This window comes from Varibaculum prostatecancerukia (assembly GCF_943169825.2).
In the GTDB taxonomy this organism is placed as follows: Bacteria; Actinomycetota; Actinomycetes; order Actinomycetales; family Actinomycetaceae; genus Varibaculum; species Varibaculum prostatecancerukia.
This window is the reverse complement of the sequence record NZ_OW968402.1, coordinates 109,820-130,221: the sequence shown is the minus strand read 5'-3', so window position 1 is coordinate 130,221 and position 20,402 is coordinate 109,820. Positions and strand designations below refer to the sequence as shown.

At 52.7% G+C, this 20,402-nt stretch carries 21 protein-coding genes; 12 read left to right on the top strand and 9 right to left on the bottom strand.

Annotation, left to right across the window (positions count from 1 at the left end; translation table 11 throughout):
* Positions 1-65 precede the first annotated feature (65 nt).
* Both KO216_RS00500 and KO216_RS00495 read right to left on the bottom strand, forming a co-directional pair.
* On the bottom strand, positions 66-755 hold the full coding sequence (locus KO216_RS00500; RefSeq protein ID WP_215522320.1) for a response regulator transcription factor: 690 nt from the start codon (positions 753-755) through the stop codon (positions 66-68).
* Positions 752-2,044, bottom strand: coding sequence for a sensor histidine kinase (locus tag KO216_RS00495; RefSeq protein WP_251451696.1), 1,293 nt, complete (start codon positions 2,042-2,044; stop codon positions 752-754). Before KO216_RS00495 ends, KO216_RS00500 begins: the two co-directional genes overlap by 4 nt.
* 131 nt (positions 2,045-2,175) lie before the next feature.
* On the opposite strand from KO216_RS00495, the gene KO216_RS00490 reads away from it, so the two are divergent.
* The 12 genes from KO216_RS00490 (at position 2,176) to KO216_RS00435 (ending at position 14,934) form a co-directional block, all read left to right on the top strand.
* Entirely contained in the window at positions 2,176-2,883 is a 708-nt protein-coding gene (locus KO216_RS00490; protein ID WP_215522319.1) for an ABC transporter ATP-binding protein, read from the top strand.
* A complete protein-coding gene (locus KO216_RS00485; protein WP_215522318.1) occupies positions 2,884-4,464 on the top strand; it encodes a hypothetical protein in 1,581 nt (526 codons plus the stop codon).
* 581 nt (positions 4,465-5,045) lie between these two features.
* Positions 5,046-5,807 carry an ABC transporter ATP-binding protein gene (locus KO216_RS00480; protein ID WP_374047515.1) on the top strand — a complete coding sequence of 254 codons (762 nt, stop codon included), beginning with the start codon at positions 5,046-5,048 and terminating at the stop codon, positions 5,805-5,807.
* Positions 5,808-6,023: a hypothetical protein gene (locus tag KO216_RS00475; RefSeq protein ID WP_215522317.1), complete on the top strand. Its 216-nt coding sequence runs from the start codon at positions 5,808-5,810 to the stop codon at positions 6,021-6,023. It begins immediately after the preceding gene.
* Between the two features lie 8 nt (positions 6,024-6,031).
* Positions 6,032-8,656 carry an FtsX-like permease family protein gene (locus tag KO216_RS00470; RefSeq protein WP_215522316.1) on the top strand — a complete coding sequence of 875 codons (2,625 nt, stop codon included), beginning with the start codon at positions 6,032-6,034 and terminating at the stop codon, positions 8,654-8,656.
* 225 nt (positions 8,657-8,881) lie between these two features.
* On the top strand, positions 8,882-10,525 hold the full coding sequence (locus tag KO216_RS00465; protein WP_215522315.1) for an ABC transporter substrate-binding protein: 1,644 nt from the start codon (positions 8,882-8,884) through the stop codon (positions 10,523-10,525).
* Positions 10,510-11,583, top strand: coding sequence for an ABC transporter permease (locus KO216_RS00460; protein WP_215522314.1), 1,074 nt, complete (start codon positions 10,510-10,512; stop codon positions 11,581-11,583). The genes KO216_RS00465 and KO216_RS00460 overlap by 16 nt, the downstream gene beginning before the upstream one ends.
* A gap of 100 nt (positions 11,584-11,683) precedes the next feature.
* Positions 11,684-12,469 (top strand): ABC transporter permease, encoded by a 786-nt coding sequence (locus KO216_RS00455; RefSeq protein WP_215522313.1) that lies wholly within the window; start codon positions 11,684-11,686, stop codon positions 12,467-12,469.
* Entirely contained in the window at positions 12,466-13,419 is a 954-nt protein-coding gene (locus KO216_RS00450; RefSeq protein WP_215522312.1) for an ATP-binding cassette domain-containing protein, read from the top strand. Before KO216_RS00455 ends, KO216_RS00450 begins: the two co-directional genes overlap by 4 nt.
* Entirely contained in the window at positions 13,416-14,012 is a 597-nt protein-coding gene (locus KO216_RS00445; RefSeq protein WP_215522311.1) for an ABC transporter ATP-binding protein, read from the top strand. Before KO216_RS00450 ends, KO216_RS00445 begins: the two co-directional genes overlap by 4 nt.
* A gap of 240 nt (positions 14,013-14,252) precedes the next feature.
* Positions 14,253-14,435: a hypothetical protein gene (locus KO216_RS00440; protein ID WP_215522310.1), complete on the top strand. Its 183-nt coding sequence runs from the start codon at positions 14,253-14,255 to the stop codon at positions 14,433-14,435.
* Positions 14,436-14,628: 193 nt separating this feature from the next.
* The gene (locus KO216_RS00435) at positions 14,629-14,934 is read left to right on the top strand and encodes an ArsR/SmtB family transcription factor (RefSeq protein ID WP_215522309.1); all 306 of its coding nucleotides are present in this window, start codon (positions 14,629-14,631) and stop codon (positions 14,932-14,934) included.
* Positions 14,935-14,937: 3 nt separating this feature from the next.
* Here the strand turns inward: KO216_RS00435 and KO216_RS00430 are convergent, their stop codons facing one another.
* The 7 genes from KO216_RS00430 to KO216_RS00400 all read right to left on the bottom strand — a co-directional run bounded on the left by KO216_RS00430 (position 14,938) and on the right by KO216_RS00400 (position 20,384).
* On the bottom strand, positions 14,938-15,813 hold the full coding sequence (locus KO216_RS00430; protein WP_215522308.1) for an urease accessory protein UreD: 876 nt from the start codon (positions 15,811-15,813) through the stop codon (positions 14,938-14,940).
* Positions 15,813-16,424: an urease accessory protein UreG gene (gene ureG / locus KO216_RS00425; protein ID WP_215522307.1), complete on the bottom strand. Its 612-nt coding sequence runs from the start codon at positions 16,422-16,424 to the stop codon at positions 15,813-15,815. The genes KO216_RS00430 and ureG overlap by 1 nt, the downstream gene beginning before the upstream one ends.
* A gap of 53 nt (positions 16,425-16,477) precedes the next feature.
* Positions 16,478-17,197 carry an urease accessory protein UreF gene (locus KO216_RS00420; protein WP_215522306.1) on the bottom strand — a complete coding sequence of 240 codons (720 nt, stop codon included), beginning with the start codon at positions 17,195-17,197 and terminating at the stop codon, positions 16,478-16,480.
* A complete protein-coding gene (locus tag KO216_RS00415) occupies positions 17,178-17,654 on the bottom strand; it encodes an urease accessory protein UreE (RefSeq protein WP_215522305.1) in 477 nt (158 codons plus the stop codon). The genes KO216_RS00420 and KO216_RS00415 overlap by 20 nt, the downstream gene beginning before the upstream one ends.
* Positions 17,655-17,941: 287 nt before the next feature.
* On the bottom strand, positions 17,942-19,663 hold the full coding sequence (gene ureC, locus KO216_RS00410; RefSeq protein ID WP_215522304.1) for an urease subunit alpha: 1,722 nt from the start codon (positions 19,661-19,663) through the stop codon (positions 17,942-17,944).
* An 89-nt stretch (positions 19,664-19,752) separates the two neighbouring features.
* On the bottom strand, positions 19,753-20,061 hold the full coding sequence (locus tag KO216_RS00405) for an urease subunit beta (protein WP_215522303.1): 309 nt from the start codon (positions 20,059-20,061) through the stop codon (positions 19,753-19,755).
* Positions 20,062-20,081: 20 nt separating this feature from the next.
* Complete coding sequence (locus tag KO216_RS00400) at positions 20,082-20,384, bottom strand: urease subunit gamma (protein ID WP_215522302.1); 303 nt, start codon at positions 20,382-20,384, stop codon at positions 20,082-20,084.
* Positions 20,385-20,402: the final 18 nt, after the last annotated feature.

Here is a 20,402-nt window from a genome sequence, read left to right as displayed (position 1 = left end):
TACTGACTCTACTTAAGTAAAAATGGTTTAACATCGCGTTAACCGGGGTAGGACACTGGGAAATACTAGGACTGCAAACCGGTGGCAGTTAGATAAGCGAGGACGGCGCGCACCCGACGGTTGGGTTCATCGGGAGTCAGTCCCAGTTTCATAAACACATTGGCGATATGTTTTGCCACCGAGGCACCAGAGAGGAATAGTTTCTTCGCGATTTCCTCATTGGATAAACCTTGCGCCATTAGCCCTAAGACTTCGCTTTCCCGGGCAGTGAGGCTGGCGAGGGCGGAGCCGCGTTCCCGCACCAGTTTCACTGCTACTTCCGGATCTACTACTACCCCACCGCTGGCCACGGTTTTCAGAGCGTTCAAGAAATCGGCAACCCGCGACACCCGCTCTTTCAGCAGATACCCGGTACCAGCTGCGTGTTGTCCGGGTGGGGGCAGCTGATCGGCGCTAAAAAGTTGCGCCGCGTAGGCCGGGGCCACGTATTGACTAAGCACCATAATCCCCAGGTCGGGGTACTCTTCGCGAATCTTTACCGCGGCGCGCAAGCCATCATCGCTCATGCCGGGAGGCATCCGCACATCGGTTACCAGCACATCCGGGAGCTGACCAGCCTGACCCGCCTGTGTCACCGCCGCAATCAGTCCGGGCGCGTCCTCGGCTTGGGCGATTACTTGATGTCCTAGGCGCTCGAGCAGCCCGGCTAATCCTTCTCGGATCAAAGTTGCGTCATCAGCCAAGATGATTTTCATACTGTCTCCTTCGCGGATACTAGAATCGGAATCTCCCCGCGCACCGTAGTTGGTCCGCCGGTCGGGGAAATTACCCGCAAAGTTCCCCCGAAGGCTTCCAGGCGCGCCTGCAAACCGGCCAAGCCATGCCCGGGGTTAATACTTGCCCCGCCGGCTCCATTATCGGTAATCGAAACTACCAGGGAAGAACCGGCTACCACCAATACTGAAACCTCGGCTTGGGGTGCATATTTTGCCACGTTAGTGAGGGACTCACATACCAGGTAGTAGGCGGCAGCGGCAGCTCCCGGCGGCAGCTTGGGCAGCTCAAAGGGCATCCGGACATCCACTTTCAAAGGAGATTCAGCACAAACATCGCGTACTGCCTCGGCCAGCCCCTTATCGGAAAGTACTTTCGGATGTACCCCGGCAACTGTACGTCGCAGCGCCGCTAAAGCTTGGTCATTGGCGTCTTGCGCTTCCCGCAATAAACCTAAAATCTGTTGTATCTGCGCGCGCGTACCGGAATCCTCCGTGCTTCCCCCATCGGAGTAGTTCCTATTCGCGCCTTCCCCATCCGTACACTCCCCAGGTTCTTCCGAAGATTCCGAGGAGGCCAGCATTTCTAGGTTTAGTTCCGCCTCACCCACTTTCATGGAGGCTGCCACTAGGTATTGTTGGGCACCATCATGCAGATCCCGTTCAATACGGCGACGTTCAATCTCGAAAGCATCGACTATTTCCCGGCGCGAGCGATGCAATTGAACAATTTCCTCCGCACTTAACGGACCGGTAGTGGCAATAGTAAAAACCAACCGCGCGTAAATTCCGCTGGCCAGTGCAAACAGCAGCCATAACATAATCAATGCCAGATATGCACGCTGGTCACTGAAGTTTCTGAATCCCAGGAGATTCGTAAGGGCCAGGATCAATAAATTGAGCAACGGAAAAGAGGCAACCAAATTTGCCAGCAAGCAAAACAGGAAAATCGGGATGGAACGGGAATTTATGTATTCCGCAGTACTATGATCATCTCTTTCTAGAATCGTTTCCCCGCCGGGAACCTGCCAAAAATGCCAGATAGCAGCATCTTGCCGCCCCAGCATGGCGCTCGCGCGGTAACGCACCGCCGCCGTGTAGTGGGAAAGTACCGTCCGCGAGCGCCGGAACATCACCAGCATTGCCCCCACGTGTACCACCAGCGAAAATAGCTCAATCGCTAGGAAAGGTACCCCCAGCCTCAGGCTGGAACGTACCAGGGAGCTTCGGTGGTAAGTTACCCCGCGAAAATAGGGATCAGTTCGCTGCATACCTATATTTTAGGAGGACGCTCCCGGTAAAGAACACCGCCCGCTGACTACCTTTAGGGTAGTGCCAGCTCTACCTTAAAAGTAGTTTGTACCCGCTGTTCTCGCGCTAAGAAAACCGTCAAGATAGTGTTATGTTGATTCAAACCCAGGGGCTTACCAAGATCTACGGCTCCCATACGGTGTTAGCCGATATTGATTTAACTATTGGCGAGGGTGAGCAGGTGGCGATTACCGGGCCGACTCAAGCCGGAAAAACCACCCTCCTGTATTTGCTCAGTGGGATTGTGCGTCCGTCCTCGGGGGCAGTGTTCTTAGATGGCCGGGATTTATCAGAAATGTCGCGGCGTCAGTTGCAGGCGCTGCGCCGGGAGCGTTTCGGTTTTATTTTCCAATCCGAACAACTGCTTCCCGAACTGCAAGTAGTAGAAAATGTGGCTTTACCGCTACTGTTGCAAGGTTTTGGACGCGCAGAAGCAAAACAGCGTGCCTTGAAAGAGTTGCAACGTCTGGGGTTGGAAGAAATTAGCCGGCAATTAACTGCCGCACTCAGCCCGGCCTTGGACGCGCGGGTAGCCATCGCCCGCGCTTTAGTGACCCGCCCCCAGGTGATTGTTGCTGATCAACCCACTGCGCTGCTGGATCCGGTTGCGGGGCAAGAAGCGATGCAGGCGTTATCACTGGCGGCGGCGCGCACCCGCGCCACTCTCTTAGTTTCTACCGTTAATCCGCAGGTAGCGTCGTGGTGCCGGCGAATCATCACCCTGCGAGATGGATTAATTGCCCAAGACAGTCGGCGCGAATCTACCTCAGAAACCGTATTTCAGGTCGAGGACGCATAAATGACTCTGGGACGAATTATTATCTTCTGGCGAGGGCGAGGTTTTAAGGATCGTCCCGCTCAAGCGGTCTCGATACTATCGGCCGCCATCACCTGTTACTGCCTGTTAGCCGTACTCGGCGGGATTCATGCTTTTCTGGTCAGGCGTTTATGGATATTACCTCAGGGGGCAGATACTTTGGGGCGCGCCCTCGCCGTCTTGCCCAGCCATACCCGTAGCTATGAGCACGAGGCCGTGTCTGTCATCTATATTTCATTGTTTGTTTTCGCCACTCTGCTGATCACCTTTCCGCTGATTGCGCTGTGGTGGAACCGTCTGGAGCTAGATGAGCAGCGTTTAGGGGATGCTCTGGTCAGTTTGTATCGCTTGGGAGCGAGCGCCAGAACTCGTTTTTTCTTTAGCTGCTATTCGATTTATAGCTATATTTTTACCGGATTTGTGCTGGGTGCCGCAGTTTACGCGCTCTCTTTGCCACTCCTTGAAAATATCCAGATTCTCGGTATTAATCCCACCGCCAAAGACCTGCTACCCCCTTGGTGGATTCTGCTCCTGTCCCTGGTTGTACTCTTGCTGATCCCGATCTGGAAAATCACTCTACTATTGCGCCAACAGCGGGGAATTCCCGCGGAAACCCGCCGCCGCTTCAATATTTCTTTTATTTCCTCCTGGTTTAAAGGTTCCACCCGTAACACCGCTATTTTCTGGTTAATCGTGCTGGCAATACCGATTCTGCTAGCTGGAATGGTGATCGCCGGATTATCGGCACTAGCCTTAGCGCCCATCATGATGCTGGCTTTCCTTTGGGTGCTGGTGTTTTCGCTGCCCGCCAAAGTGCTGACCTTGATTTGTTGGCCTTTAACTTTTAGTCGCTACCCCGCAGTGCTTTTGGCTGCCCGCGCGATCCGCGCGCATGCCTCCCGAATTTGGATTGCGTTGGCACCGGTGCTTTCTCTGGCCGCCACCTATCTGCTCTCCCTAGCTTTTCTGGCGGCAGCAGACAGCTATAGCGACTCTTTAAGCCTTGAAACTCGCTCTAACAGCATAGATAGTGAGTCTCAGGCGACTTTGCAGCTGCATTACTTACTGTTGCAGCTAGTGCAGCAAGACGTGAAAACCGGGTTGCTCTTGACTGCGGCCGCAGTGGCAGTGATTACCGCCTTCTCCCTGGCCACCACGGTGATGGCTTCCAACCGCCGCCAGCAACTGCAAACCAATCTGTTGCTAAAACTAGGGTGCCCACCTGCAGTTATTTGGAGGGCGCGGATGTGGGAAATGATCCTGGTTTATGCTTTTGGGTTTTTACTACTTGCCGGATGCGCCCTCCTGCTGTTTATCTCTGCCATCTCGATGACCTTTTCGCCTCCGATAAGCATTTGGGAAATAATCACCTCGGCAATAGCCCCTCTCACCTGGATGATCATCGGGGTGTTAGCTCTGCAAGCCCTGGTATTTATGACGCTCACCCGAGTGAAAAACACCGAGATAATCCCGCATTTTAAACGCCAGCAGTTAAAATCTAAGCAGCAGGTACGGCACTACCATCCGGCTGCTTTATCCAAAGAAACTTCAAAAAACTTCTGAAATCTCTAGTGAAATCGCAGCAAACTTTTTGCCAGAAAACGAAAGGTAAACCGGTGAATAATAATCAGCCCGATCAGCCAGCAACTCCCGAGGAGTTCCACCGCTACCAAAAGCCGCGCCATGCCGCGCCGCCTGCTCCCGCAGCTCCCCCTGCGGGAATGCCAGCGGTTAAACCTCAAGTTCAGCCGGCACCGCAGAGGGCTTTCCCGGCCCGCCAGTCCGGCAACGTCCTTCCCGGGCAGGCCGGTGTTCCCCAAGCGGTAAGTCCGCTACCTCCACAGGTCAACAGCTACCAGGCAGCGAATCCGGCTATCTCCCAAACTCCGCAGCCGGTAAACCCGACTTTCGCTCAGCCGCAACCGAGCGTGCAGCCAATACCGGCGGTAGCTAGCCCGCAACAACCCCCTCTGGCCTCCCCGCAGCCTCTCGCCACTCCCGAGCCCCCTCAGCCGGTACCATCAGGATCCCAAGCGGCTACGCAACTACCAGAAACCCAGATCGCTGAGCCCCAAACGGATCCCGCGCAGCCGCTCCGTCACCGCGCGGATACCTCCTCATTGCCCGAAAAACCCAGCAGTGCGGTGCCGCAGCCGCACACTAGCGCTGCTCCTAGTAGCTCCAGCGCCGCGCAAGGATCCCCGGTAGTAAAACTGAATGACGTTTATAAAATCTATCGGCAGGGCGAAACCGAGGTGCGCGCCCTCGACGGTGTCGATCTGCAAATCTATTTCGGACAGTTCACCGCGATTGTGGGTCCTTCCGGCTCCGGTAAATCTACGCTCCTGCATTGTTTGGCGGGTCTAGACAGCGTCACCAAAGGAACGGTGACGGTAGCAGGTAAAGACCTGGCCAAAATGAACGATAAGACTCTCACCCAGTTCCGGCGTGACCACATCGGGTTCGTGTTTCAATCTTTCAACCTAATGCCTACGCTGACTGCCTTGGAAAATATCCGGCTCCCCCAGCTATTGGCAGGTAAGCAAACCTCTGCCACCTGGGAAAACCAGATTATTGAAATCCTAAATTTGAAAGACCGGCTCACCCATAAGCCCTCCGAACTCTCCGGGGGACAGCAGCAGCGGGTGGCAGTCGCGCGCGCCCTGATTACTAAGCCTGCCCTGCTAGTGGCCGACGAGCCCACCGGAAACTTGGATTCGACCTCCTCGCAGGAAGTGCTGAAACTGCTACGCAGCGCCGCCAGTGACCTGGGGCAATCCGTGGTGATGGTTACCCACGACCCTAGTGCCGCCGCCGTCGCCGACCGAGTGTTAATCGTCAAAGACGGCAAAATCACTCAAGAACTTTCTCACCCCACTCGCGGGCAACTTTCCCAGGTGATCTAAATGCGTTTCCTAACTAAAGCCAATCTGAAAGCCCATGCCCGGCAATATATTGCTACTGCCTGCGCTATTATCATCTGCTGTATTTTTATTTGTCTCGCCAGCTCTTTTGGATCCGTGATGGGTTGGGTCATCGGTGCCGGCGAAACCCAAATGATGAAGAACACCCAGGTAGTAATTACCTACGGAAGTTTTGACGAAGATTCACGAGCCCCGTAAATGGCACCGTGGATGCCGAAAAGATTAAAAAGGACCCGCTACCAGCAATCCTGGCCGACCGCGCCGGGATTCGCCAGGCGAATGGGACCGACCTAGAATTACAGCCGGTTTATCAGACCTGGGTCGGAGCTACCATCGGGAACAAATCCGTGCAGATTCAAGGCGTGGGGCTATTTTCGCCGCAGTTCTACCGCCCTCCCCTTAGCGAAGGTAAAGAACCTACTGGGAAAAATCAGATTGCCCTGGGAGAAAGCTATTTAGAGAAAACTGGAGTGGGCGTGGGCGACACTATCGAAATCCAGGTTCCACCCGCCTACGATGACAAGGACGCGAAACCCACAACCCAAAAAGTTACGGTCAGCGGGATCGTACGCCGGGATGCCTCCATGTATATCGGTCAGGTTCCTGACGTGTACCTCTCCCCAGACCTGGCAAAACATCTAGCGCAAGCCACTGAAATGGGAGTTAACCAGATATTGGTGCACACTCAGCAGGATCCGGCGAAGCTCGCCCGAAAGCTGGGGCAATATCTAAATGATAAACAGCTGCTCAGCCAGGATTTAGCGGTAGTTACCGTAACCCAAAAACAAAGCGAAACCACTGCCGGGAATGCCGAACAAATCGCCTTACAGGCGGTCGTCTTATTTTTCCCGCTCCTGGCGGTGCTGGTCTGTATCGGGATTGTTTCGGTTACTTTTCAGGTGGTGCTGGCTAGGAGAAGGCGAGAGACCGCGCTGCTGCGCTGCGTAGGCGCTACCGTCGCGCAGGTACGCCGGGCGGCGTTCTTAGAATGTCTACTGGTAGGAATAGTTTCCGCGCTAACCGGGACTCTGATTGGGTGGTTGGGGTCAATTGCCCTGGTCTACGGCACCGGCATGATTGGCTCTTTGTCGCAAACCCTGGAAGTAACCGGGATTTTCCCGGTGGTCTTGTCTTTGGCTACGGGGATTCTAGTACCGCTTATTGGTGCTTTGCGTCCTACTTTGGGACTCGGGAAGATCCGCCCGATTGCGGCGCTCAATACCCAGGAGCTTAATAAGAAAGGCAAACCCAAGCGGCATATTTTCCACTGGATTCTGACCGCATTCCTGGCAGTGGCCGGGGGCGGAATGTGGGTTTTGGCCTGGAATAATCGCGGTAGCGAGGACGGGACGGAACAGGCGATAGCTTTGGGAGCCGCCATCGCTGGCGCCCTCATCCTGATGTGTGCGGCCTTAATGATTTGCCGTTTCCTATTGCCGGCATTTACCGCCCTATTTACCCGCCCGTTTGCCCGCAAGTATGCGACCGCTAAACTAGCTGGTGAAAACGTGAAAAGGGATCCGCATCGCACCGGAGCGACCGCCACTGCCCTGGTGCTAGGGGTTACTTTGATGTCTACCATTTTGATTGGTACCGCCTCGGTACAAAAAACCGTAAATGATGAGATCAACCGGCGTTTCTCGGTTGACTATTCCCTGGTATATCCCAACCCGAGCATCCCTTTGACCCAGAACGAAATAAAGAAAGCTTCCCAGGTTGAGGGTGTTAGCAACGTTGGAAAAATGCCGGGCATAGTTGCGGACACGATTACGAACGCACAGGGCAGCGCGCTCACCGAGGAGCAGCTGACAGGCACCTCTCCCGAGGATGCAGGGGACGGTGCCTGGACGGAAGATACTGGTGAAAGCGCCGGATCTGCGGATGCGGAGAGCGCTGCCTCAACAGAGAATCCTGATGAAAACGCAGAATCCGCGGATACAGAGAACCAGGAAAACACAGAGAAGGAAAGTCTGCGTCCCTTCTCGCTCGTGTTGGTCACCCTGCCAGAAAACGTTAATTCCTTGACCCGGAAAAGTATCCAGCAACCACAACCCGGAGAAATGTGGCTGGTAGGAGAGGTAGAAGCTCCGGTATCAGACCCAGTTAATCTTAATTTCAAAACGGGCAAGAAACTGACCGTCAAGGCGAAAGCCATGCCTAAGACTGCCAGCGGTTTCCCCGCTGATTACAGCGCCATCTACGGAGTACTCTCCCAGGCAGACTTTAAAGAGCTAACCGCTTCCGGAGTAAAAGCTCAAACCTATGGGGTAATCGCAAAGTTCGATTTGTCGCGGGGCGCCAGCGACACGATCCAGACGATTCAAGACTTTACTAACCAGTTCTGGAAAATTGAATCGGCAAGCTTCGAAAGCTCCGCAATGATTTCTTCCATTGTCACCATGGTTTTGCGAGTGATGATGTTGATCCTGCTGTGCCTACTGGGGATTTCTGCCATCGTCGCCTTGGTAGGGGTGGCCAATACTCTCAGCTTGTCGGTGGTTGATCGCGCGCAGGAAAATGCGTTGCTGCGGGCAGTAGGCGCGACTCGCACCCAAATAAGACGGATGTTGATTATTGAAGGCACCCTGATCGGGCTAGGTGCTCTGGTGGTAGGCGTGGCTCTATCTACGCTCTTCTCCTGGTTCGTGATGCAATGTATGCCGTTTGCCGGCATAATCTCGCAAAAGAATATTGAGCTTCAGATCCCTTGGGTCTGGGTGGGGCTAGTGGTGCTGGTAACCGAACTCTTTTGTTTCTTAGCATCGGTGCTACCCGGTAGGCGTGCCGCCAAGGCCAGCCCCATCGAAGCCCTAAACGCAGCCGACCAGTAGTAATTAGCTAAAGTTTTCGGACGCGAGCAGGATTGACTTAAAGCGGCGATGGTGAGGAGCCGCTCGGGGGTAATAATGGAGTTGACAGTAAATCTCTCTCCTACGTCCACATAACCCCGCTGCAAGTGAAATAGGCATAAGGTACGCCGAATTATCAGCACATCTCGAATCTCTGATATAATTCAATCACTCAATTGATTATTTTCATGAAAGTTTGAGGTTTCTATGTTTTCACGACTTAAATTAACCCCCTTGAAGATTGGGGCGGTGTTAGGCGCCGGGGCTCTCCTGCTTGCCGGCTGCTCCTCCGGGGCAGGTTCTGCCGGTTCTGGTGATTCCGGAAAAAATAAAGATGAAGTACGGGTCGCTCTGACTAAAGAATCAGAGCTTGAAACCGGCTTCGACCCGATTAAGGGCTGGGGCTGCGGTGGTCACGTCCACGAGCCGCTGATTCAGTCTACGCTGGTCAATACCGATAAAGACATGAACTTTGTCAACGATCTGGCCACTGAGTACAAAATGGCCGACGATGGAATGTCTTGGCACTTCAAGATTCGCGATGACGTTAAGTTCAGCAATGGTGCCAAACTGAAAGCCTCCGATGTGGCCTTCACCATCAACACTATGCTTAAAGATCCCGGTGCTGTCTGCGAACTAACCGGTGTGAAAGAAGCCGTCGCTGATGATGACACCAACGTCACCATCAAGATGAAAGAGCCAAATAACACCTTGCTTTACACTCTTGCCGTGCTGGGTATTGTACCCGAAGCTGGCTACGGCCCCTCCTATGGCGCCAAGCCCATCGGGTCTGGACGTTACATCCTAAAACAGTGGGATAAGGGACAGCAGGCAATCTTTACTGCGAACCCGGATTATTACGGCGAAAAACCGAAGATGAAGAAGCTAATCGCCACCTTTATGGATGAGGATCCCGCGCTGGCAGCGGCGCGTGCGGGTGACGTGGATGTCGCTTACGTTTTTGCGCCAAAAGCTGGCCAAAAAGTTGATGGCTTTAAGTTAGCAAGTTACGCCACTGTAGACTCTCGCGGCATTTCATTGCCTGTAAGTCCTGCTGGCGGCACTTTCCGCCCTGCTGATAACTCCTTCAATGACAGTTCGAAGGATTACAAGTCTGGTAATGATGTAACCGCGAATCTGGCGCTTCGGAAAGCGCTGAACTACGCGGTTGACCGCGACAAGATGGTTAAGAACGTACTCAAAGGGCACGGAACCCCAGCGTTCGGCGTATCGGATCGCATGCCCTGGTCTAGCGACAAAGCCGCTTTCAAGACTGATGTCAATAAGGCTAAGAAGCTTTTGGCAGATGACGGCTGGAAGGCTGGCTCTGACGGAATTCTTGTCAAAGACGGGTTACGCGCAGAGTTTAACCTGATTTACCCCTCCTCTGACTCAACCCGACAGGCGATAGCAGCTGATTTTGCTAACCAGATGAAGGAAATCGGTGTAAAGGTAAACCCGGTCGGAAAACCTTGGGATGATATTTACGGCCTTAGCTACTCCGATCCGATTCTTTGGGGTTGGGGCTCCAACTCCCCAAGCGAGGTCTACAACGTGCTGTATTCAAAGGGTTGGGGCAACTTCTCGCTCTACTCCAACAAAACCGTAGATGAGCACCTGAAGAAGGCGATTACTACCAATGACCGGGAGGAATCTAACCGCGAATTCCAGGCAGCCCAAGTGGGTCCGGAAGGTCCTGGTATTGACGGTGCCGCCTCTTGGGTATGGTTAGCTAACGTTGATCACCTCTATTTTGTTCGTGATGGTTTGCAGATCGCCGATCAAAAACCACACCCACACGGTCACGGCTGGTCTCTCGTTAACAACGTGGATCAGTGGTCTTGGAAGTAAAACATTCCGCTGAATCGCTAGGTGAGCCACCAAAGAAGGTGGCTCACCTAGCCGATTCTTCCCCTAAAGTTCCGTGGTTCTTGCGTTTTTCGCTGGTTGCGATAGTCAAGCTCATACTTTTGATGCTGGGAGTATCGCTGATTGTTTTCTGGCTAATCTCGCTTTCGCCTATTGACCCGGTACAGGCTAACTACGGTTCGGTCGCCGTCCAAAATATGAGCCCAGAGCAGCGCGCTAATTTAAGTGCCTACTGGGGTCAGAACATCCCGATATGGGAGCGCTACACCTCCTGGTTCACTGCCTTCCTGCAAGGGGATATGGGTATTTCTTTGCGTTATAACGCACCCGTCTCCGAAGTCATCTGGACAAAGTTTTCCAACTCGGTTTTACTTTTGGCTACGGCCTGGGTGCTTTCTGGGGTTCTCGGTTTTACCCTGGGGGTAATCGCCGGAACTAAACGGAATAAAATCATTGACCGCATAATCACCACCGTCTGCTATGGGCTGGCTTCGACACCCACATTTTGGCTGGGAATGCTGGTATTGATGCTGTTCGCGGTCTGGCTGGGCTGGTTTCCTTCCGGTTTCGCTGCTCCCGTTGGGGTTGATGCGGCTGACGTGACCATCTGGGATTCCCTAAATCACGCAGTCCTGCCAGCAGCAACCCTAAGCGTAGTAAGTATCGCAAATATCACGCTGCACACTCGTCAAAAGCTAGTAGACGTCATGGACTCAGACTTTTTCCTCTATGCGAAGGCACGCGGGGAATCCAAGTGGCAAGCTGTCCGGCGTCATGGACTACGCAATATCTCCTTACCCGCGATAACCTTACAATTTGCTTCGCTAGCCGAGGTTTTCGGGGGCTCAATTCTGGTAGAACAAGTATTTAGCTATCCCGGTCTGGGTCAAGCCACCGTTACAGCAGGCTTAGGATCCGATACCGCCCTCTTAGCCGGAATATCGGTAATAACCACGGCAGTAGTCTTTACTGGCAATACCATCGCCACCTTGCTATATGGGGTGGTAGATCCGCGAATAAGGCGGGGTCAGCGTGGCTAAATCAGTTAATAATAAAAAGACTATAAACAAAAGCATTCCTGCGGATAAACACATTTTCCATCTACCTAACCTACCTCGGTTAGCCAACCCCAAGGTGGCTATGCGGCAAGCAGTGCTAACTTTGGCGGTTTTGGTAGTAATAGTGGGTATTGGGATCGCGCTTAGAGATACCGCCACCACCGCCAATTTCACCCGCACTGGCCTGGCGCCAAACCTCAAGAATTTATTCGGTACCGATTGGATGGGACGCGATATTTTCGCCCGTACCTTCGCCGGGCTGTCTACCTCCATCCTTATCGGTATCATCGCTTCCTTAATCAGCGCGCTAATCGCGGTGATTTTAGGGGTGCTGGCGGCTATCGGCCCCTCCTGGGTGGACTCCGTCATTACCTGGCTAATCGACCTGGTGCTGGGGATTCCCCACCTTCTTCTACTCATTTTGATTTCGATTGCTTTAGGACGCGGTTTTTGGGGAGTAGCGATTGGAGTGGCCGTAACCCACTGGCCTTCCTTAGCCCGGGTAGTGCGCTCGGAAGTGCTACAAGTCAAAGAATCTATTTACATCGCGAGCGCACAAGCCTTGGGACGAAACCCCTGGCAGCTGGCCACTACCCACTATTGGCGAGCCTTGGCTCCGCAAGCGATGGTGGGCGCGATTTTGCTATTCCCCCACGCGATTATGCACGAAGCTGCGATTACGTTTTTAGGTTTCGGCCTTCCCCCCGACTCGCCTGCTATCGGGGTTATTTTGAGCGAATCAATTGGATATATTGGCGCCGGTATGTGGTGGTCGGCAATTTTCCCCGGTGTAGCTTTGCTGGTCGTAGTCTTAATCTTTGACGCCTTTGCACGAGCAGTGCGCGTCCTGTTAAGGGGCGGACAATGAGCAAACAACCAATACTGGCAATAAACGATTTATCAATCGGTTTCCCCGCTAAAGACGGTGAAATCATAAATGTGATTTCTCGGCTGCACGCCCGCGTTCGTCCTGGTGAGATTCTAGCCGTCATCGGCTCCAGCGGATCGGGTAAGAGCCTGCTGGCTGAAGCGATTTTAGGGATTAGCTCCCCCGCTGCCTACGTTGCCGGTGATATCGAATACCGCGGGAAAAAACTCAGCGCTGATACGCTTTCAGCTCTGGCGGGCAAGGAAGTTGCTTTGATTCCCCAAAGCGTAAACAGCTTGGATCCCCTAATGAAGATCGGCCGCCAAGTCAGGGGCGAAAAGGGATGCGATCCCGAAGCGATGCGGCGCATTTTTGAGCGCTACCAGTTACCGCAAGATACCGCCGACAAGTTTCCATTTGAGATTTCGGGGGGAATGGCGCGCCGAGTTCTAATCGCGGCGGCTCTCCTAGCCAAACCACAGTTGATTGTAGCTGACGAACCCACACCCGGCTTACATGCTGAGTTAGCGGAGCTAGTAATGCAGGATTTACGCAAGTTCGCGGACGCGGGAAATGCGGTACTAATCATCACTCACGACGTGGAATTGGCGCTGCGCTACGCAGACCGGGCTTCGGTTTTCTATGCCGGCACCACCCTAGAGGTTGGTTTGATAAAAGAGTGGCAAGATACCAGCACGCCGACTGGCGGCCCCTACCATCCTTACACTCGCGCCCTTCTTAGGTCCTTGCCGGGACGCGGTTTCGCCCCCTATCCTGGGAACCAACCCCTACCTGGAAGCTATTCTGGCTGTCCCTTTAGCTCCCGCTGCCCCTGGAAGATCGATGCTTGCAACGAAGAGATTGCCTCTCTGCGGATTGGTAAGGCCATGGTGCGGTGCGCAAACCCTGCTGCCTATAAAGAGGAATCCCTGGGAGGTGAGGGGAAATGAGCCTGGTCGCTAGTCATATTTGGTTTGAGTACCGTAAAAACAAACCGGTAGTACAAGACTTTAATCTGCAGGTTAATCCGGGAGAAAAAGTAACCCTATTCGGCCCCAGTGGCCAAGGAAAAACCACTATTTGCAAGTTGCTAACCGGTTTTTTAACTCCCCAAAAAGGTAGCGTTCTAATCGGTGGCCAGCCCCTGCCGCGTCGCCAGGCTCGCCCGGTACAGCTAATCTGGCAGCATCCGGAGCAATCTGTTGACCCGCGGCTAAAACTGGGTGAAAGTTTGCGGGAAGCTGGCGATATTGATGAGCGCCTGCTGGAGGGGCTCGGCATTGAGCGCAGCTGGCTGAATCGTTACCCCAGCGAACTTTCAGGTGGTGAAATTCAACGTTTTTGTATCGCCCGAGCCTTGCGCGTTGACCTTAAGTATCTTATCGCTGACGAGATCACCACCATGCTTGACCCTATTTCCCAAGCTCAGATATGGAACTTTCTGCTCGAGGAAGCCAAGCGGAGAAATATTGGAATACTTTCGGTGAGCCACGAACAATTGCTAGTCGACAAAATCGCTGATCGGGTGATGCCCATCGGATAAAATAGGAATACTTATCTCGAATTATCAGCGAAAGATTTTCGCTATCCCCATAGGTTGACAACTCTTACTACCACAAAATCGTCGATATTGGGAAAACTTGCTTTTCATCACCTATAATTACCTATATGCCTATTAGGCTGAAATTGGGAAGAAGGGAACCGTACTCTCGGAGCAATAAACTTTTTGTCCTTTAACCCGAGATAATAGTATTTCGTATATTACCTTCATGGAGGAAATCAAATGTCACGTTCGCGGCAGGTAATTCTGAGCTTTGCTCTCGTCGCTATATTAATGGGAATCTTTGCGGCGTCCCATAACTTCCAGACCGGACAGGTTGGTTGGAACACCGCTTTCACCATTATTCAGACTGTGCTCTGCACGGTGCTGACGGTTCTGGTTGCTAACGACTCTAACCAGCGCTAACCGCCACCGAGTAAGTGGTTAACGCTGGCTCAGCGTGCTACCAACTCGATACCTTAATCATTAACTAATAGTTAATCCCTGGCGGCTTAGGCAATCTATTATTGCAAGGCCGCCAGGGTTTTAACTAAGGCTTTTTACCCTAAAGCAGTAAATAGCTCGAACTGAATTGGGCAACCAGGCTAGGAGAAAATCTATGGCTCAGCTGTCAGAAAATCTTACGTTGGCCCAAGAATGGTCGCCGACATTTAAAATTTTAGGGGACCCCACCAGACTGAAACTACTAACTTCTATTCACTTTGCCGGTCAATACGTTTATACAGTCACCGAGCTAGCTGAGGCTACCAACTTGCAGATGGCCACAGTGTCCGCCTCGCTACGAGCGATGGAAAAGGTCGGTGTCGTAAAGTCTGCCCGGCAGGGGCGCAGTATCAAATACGCCATCGCTAACGATGACATCCACAAACTACTGCACTGGATGGGCGTCACCCACCAGAACTAGCACTCAGTATTGACGCAGATCTATCGGACCTTGCCCCCGCAACTTCAACCGTACGTGATCCGCTGCCGCCAGGATTAGGCTATGTAGTTCTTCAGTTCTGCTGCCTAATGCTCGCAACATGAAACCAGGACGGTCACATTCACTAAGCGCACCCGTCATATCGGGGTTAGCTGCACAACGTTCCTTTACCAGCGTCTTAACCTCGTCTATTAGGTCCGAATCAACCCCGGGGTCAAAACAGATAGCAGTTGCCACGTGGGTTCGCCCAGCCATAAAGAAATCTTTATCGTCACTAAAATCAGCTAGGGTGGGATTAATCCGCAAGTTGTCTACCAGCGCCAATTCCTCGCCAACAGTTATCTGATTGCGGAGTCTGGCCTGTTCATAGCTAAATAGACTACCATCCGGTGACCAGCCGGGAGTGATGATGTCCGCCATGAACAGCGAACCCTTTTCAGAGATATTCGCGGTTATGTGCTGGCGAAAATCAGCTCCCCGATACAGAATTAACTGGTTCGGAATATACTCGAATACTGCGTCATCCTCCACCGTGAAATGGATATTTTGCACCGCAAAATCACCCGGGGTGCGGTACACCTTGGTAGCTGATTGATCTGTCAGCAATAGCGAGGCGCCCTCCGCAACGCTGATATCCATGCGATAGGCATCTCCACCCAGGTAACCGCCGCCCGGATTAGCGATAATGTAATAAACCTGCCCGGAGTCATCGAGGTAATGCGGGCGAATGATTTTCATTGCCCGGGTATTGAACTGGCGGGTGGCAATCGACTTTCCGCCGCTGACTGCCACCCCTAGTTCTAAAACCCCGATTTCTTCATGCGGTGGATTATGAATAAAGACTCCGCTGGGAATCTGCATTAGACGAGATCCTGCATTAGTACTTCATGGCGAATCCAGTCCAAGACGCCATCTAGACCCTCGTCCGTTTTCAGATCCGTCAATACGAAGGGTTTGTCTTTACGAAAAACCTTCGAATCTTCGACCATTACATTTAGATCCGCACCGACATGGGGAGCCAAATCGGTCTTATTGATAACGAAAAGATCGGACTTAATCATCCCTTGCCCTGCTTTCCGAGGAATCTTTTCACCCTGGGCAACGTCAATGATGTAAATCGAAAAGTCCACCAGTTCCGGGCTGAACGTAGCGGAAAGATTATCGCCACCCGACTCGATGAAGACCAACTCCAGATCCGGGTTACGCTTAATCAAATCCTGGTAGGCAGCGTCATTCATGGAAGTATCTTCGCGGATCGCGGTGTGGGGGCAACCCCCAGTCTCTACCCCAATAATCCGGTCTTCCGGCAGGACGCTATCACGAGCCAGAATTTTCGCGTCCTCAGTGGTGTAAATATCGTTGGTAATTGCCGCCATTGACACTTTGCCGTCTAGGGCGCGGGTAACTCTTTCAATTAATGCAGTTTTACCCGATCCTACCGGACCGCCAACGCCAACTTTGATTGCACTCATTTTTTCCTTCTCTCTAAAATAAAAATTGTCTCTAAACTATAGAAAATACTTTGCTATGACATGAACATTCGTGACCGCAGATCCTCATGTGCCATCTGCGCAATCTCCAATTGGGGAGCCACACAGCCAAGATCACTAATATCATGATCCAAGGTCATTTCGGTTGCCTTCACCACAAGTGGGTACGCGCCGACTAAAATTTTCTGCCCCGCATCCTGCCCCAGGGGAATAGCCCGGATAGCGTTTTGGGTAATCGAGTTCGCCATCTGCATTAGATATGCGGAAATGGCATCTTCTAGACCAATACCCGTGGCCGCTAGAGCGAGGCCCGCGGCAATCCCGGGGTTACCATGCATCTGGTGTGCCTCGGTTGCCGCTGCGTACTGACTGACCAGGAAATCGTCGGGGGCGATAAAGGAGGCAATTCTAGCCATGCGCTTACCCATCGAATTCATGGAGGCACGTACCTGTTTCGGCGCTTGGCAAGCGTGCAGCAGGGTGTCTAAATCTCGAAGTGCTGCCAGTTTACCTTCCTGGCTGGATTCGCGCTGATACAACTGCACTGCACATTTGACAGCTAACGCGTCATTAAAACTCGCCTGTCGCAGGTAGCCGTGCAACCACTTTGAAAAGCTGTCCGGGTTATCCACCCGATCATCTTGTACAAAAGTTTCTAAACCAGCGGAGTGGGCAAATCCTCCAGTAGGCAGTGCGGAATCGGTAAGGTGCCAAGTTACCAGTTTCCGCCGAATATCAGTGGGTGTGCTCAGCATGACGGAAAGCTTCGGGCATCACGTAATCACCGCGTTCATAGTCTACTTTGACGTGATCTAGATAGTCCTCAACGGTGTGGTCGTAACGCACCACCATTACTGGCGCCCCAAATTGGCTGTCTACATCAAAGAACTGCGCTTGCATATGACGATTTCCCAGGGTGTGCGCGACGACGCCCATTTCCCGGATAGTCTTCGGTTTGATAACCAGTACATCGGTGGTTTCCATCTTGGCGACGATTACCGCATTGCCTTCACGACTTAAAATATCGCCGTCTTTAATTTCCCGGAATCCCGGCTTAAACTTGATAGGGATTTCGCGACCGGATTCAGTGCGAGCCCGCTGAACTCTCTTGAGGCGAGATTCATTATCGAAAACTACGTAATCAATTTGTAGTTTCTCGCGATCTGCCGCAGGCAATTCGGCAACGTTACCTAAAATTTCAGATACAGTCATATATTTCTTTCTTACTTGAGGGCACACCAATTTCTCTACTGATAATTGATGGCTATAACGGCTGTCGATCTTCTCAGCGTCATCATGACCCTGAAACCCCAGGTTAGCATTTTACATGTCCACCATTCAATTGGATGATAGAACATTGACGTTTTAGAGAAACCGCAAAAATCAGCGCTCTGACGAGCAGTAAATTAATGTAAAGGTAGCTGGTAACCACCGTTTAGCGCCAATGTGGGGGATCGCCAACCGAAGTTAGCGATCCCCCAGCCAGGCTTACTTATTTATTAGAAGAGGAAGTAACGCTGAGACATTGGCAGCACGGAAGCTGGTTCCGAAGTAATCAGCTTGCCATCTACCCGTACCTCATAGGTCTGCGGATCAACCTCAATATTCGGGGTAGCGGTGTTGTGCTTCATATCTGCCTTAGAAATATTACGCATATTCTTCGCTTCCACGAACATCCGGTTCATGCCATCGGCACGTAGCTCTTCTTCCAAACCAGCATTGATAGCAGCGGTTGGCAAGAAGGTAACCGAAGTCTTAGCCGCCAGCACGCCACGCGCCGCGTAGGAGTAACGCATGGTCCTGGGCTCGGGGGTGGGAATGGAGGCATTGCAGTCACCCATAACCGAGCGAATGACGTAGCCGTTCTTCAACACCATCTTCGGCTTCACACCAAAGTAAGCCGGCTCCCAAATAACCAGGTCAGCTAGCTTGCCTTCCTCAACGGAACCGACAGCGTGGCTGACACCAGTAGCAATCGCCGGGTTAATGGTGTACTTCGCAACATAACGCTTAATGCGCTCGTTATCATTGCCTTCCGAATCGCCAGCCAGCGGACCGAACTGTTCCTTCATCCGGTGCGCAACCTGCCAGGTGCGGGTGACAACCTCACCCACGCGACCCATGGCCTGGGAGTCAGAGGAAGTAATCGACATGATGCCCATATCGTGCAGTACATCCTCTGCTGCAATGGTTTCCTTACGGATACGAGAATCAGCGAAAGCCACGTCCTCCGGAAGATCCGGGTTCAAGTGGTGGCACACCATAATCATGTCGAGGTGCTCGTCCATGGTGTTAATGGTGTAGGGCAGCGTCGGGTTAGTAGAAGCCGGCAACACATTCGGCAGACCCGCAACCTTCAAAATATCGGGGGCGTGGCCACCGCCGGCGCCCTCAGTGTGGAAAGTGTGAATGACCCGGTTCTTGAATGCCGCAATGGTGTTGTCGGCAAACCCGCCCTCATTCAGGGTGTCCGTGTGGATTGCCACCTGGAAATCCATCTCATCGGCTACCGTTAGAGCCTGGTCAATAACATTTGCAGTTGCGCCCCAGTCCTCGTGAATCTTTAGACCCACAGCTCCGGCCAAGATTTGTTCACGCAGCGGTTCTGGACCACCAGCATGCCCTTTACCTAGGAAACCGACGTTAATCGGAAAGTTCTCTGAGGCTTGAATCATGTGTCGCAGGTTGGTAGGACCAGCCGTAACCGTAGTCGCATTGGTGGAATCCACCGGGCCGGTGCCGCCACCGATATGGGTGGTAATACCGTTGTCGAGAGCGGCTTCTATCTGGTCGGGGGATATGTAGTGAATGTGGGTATCGACCCCACCGGCGGTGACAATCATGCCTGCGCCGCCGATAACCTCGGTGCCCACGCCGACTTTGATGTCAATATTGTCCTGGGTGTCGGGGTTACCGGCCTGTCCAATCTTGTAGATTTTGCCGTCTTTTACGCCGATATCAGCCTTGTAAATGCCGGTGTAGTCGATAATTGTCGCACTGGTAATCACCAGATCAACCACGTCGTCGGCTGAAACCGAACGGCCATCTTGTCCCATGCCGTCGCGAATAACTTTGCCACCGCCGAACGAGACTTCTTCACCGGGAGTCAGGTAGTCCTTCTCAATCCGGGCAATCAGGTTAGTATCAGCAAGTCGAACGCCGTCGCCCACCGTTGGGCCATTCAGCTCGACGTACGAGCGTCGCGCCATATCAAACGCCATTATCTTCTCCTATTTTCGTAAGTTCGTCTGTATTTATTGACCTAAACTCGGGCTAGGTCTGTTACTGCTCAATAACTTTTATTATTCACCTAGTCAACCTGGGCGTTAACTTTCCCATTGAAGCCGTAGATCTCGCGCTTTCCGCCAAAATCAACGAGGTTGACCGTACGGGAGTCGCCCGGTTCTAGCCTGACTGCGGTGCCAGCGGGAATATCGAGGCGCTTGCCAAGAGCAGCCTTGCGGTCAAAATCAAGCTCACTATTAGCTTCTGCGAAGTGGAAGTGGGAGCCAACCTGCACGGGACGGTCACCGGTATTGGTTACCTCGAGGGTAATCGCTTCACGATCTGCGTTCTGCTTTACCGGCTCATCTTGTAGTAAGTATTCACCTGGAATCATGATTGTTAATTCCCTTTCAGTTAGCGAATCGGATTATGTACGGTGACAAGTTTGGTGCCATCCGGGAAAGTAACTTCCAACTGAACGTCGGGAATCATTTCGGGGACACCTTCCATTACGTCATCGCGGGTCAAAATGTTTACACATTCGCTCATTAACTCGGCAACGGTCTTGCCATCGCGAGCACCTTCCATAATGGCGGCGGAAATCAAAGCGACCGCCTCAGGATGGTTGAGCTTAACACCGCGATCCTTGCGTCGCTGCGCGACATCGGCAGCGACGACGATAAGCAGCTTTTCTTGCTCACGCTGAGTGAGTTTCATGAAAATCCTCCATTTTAT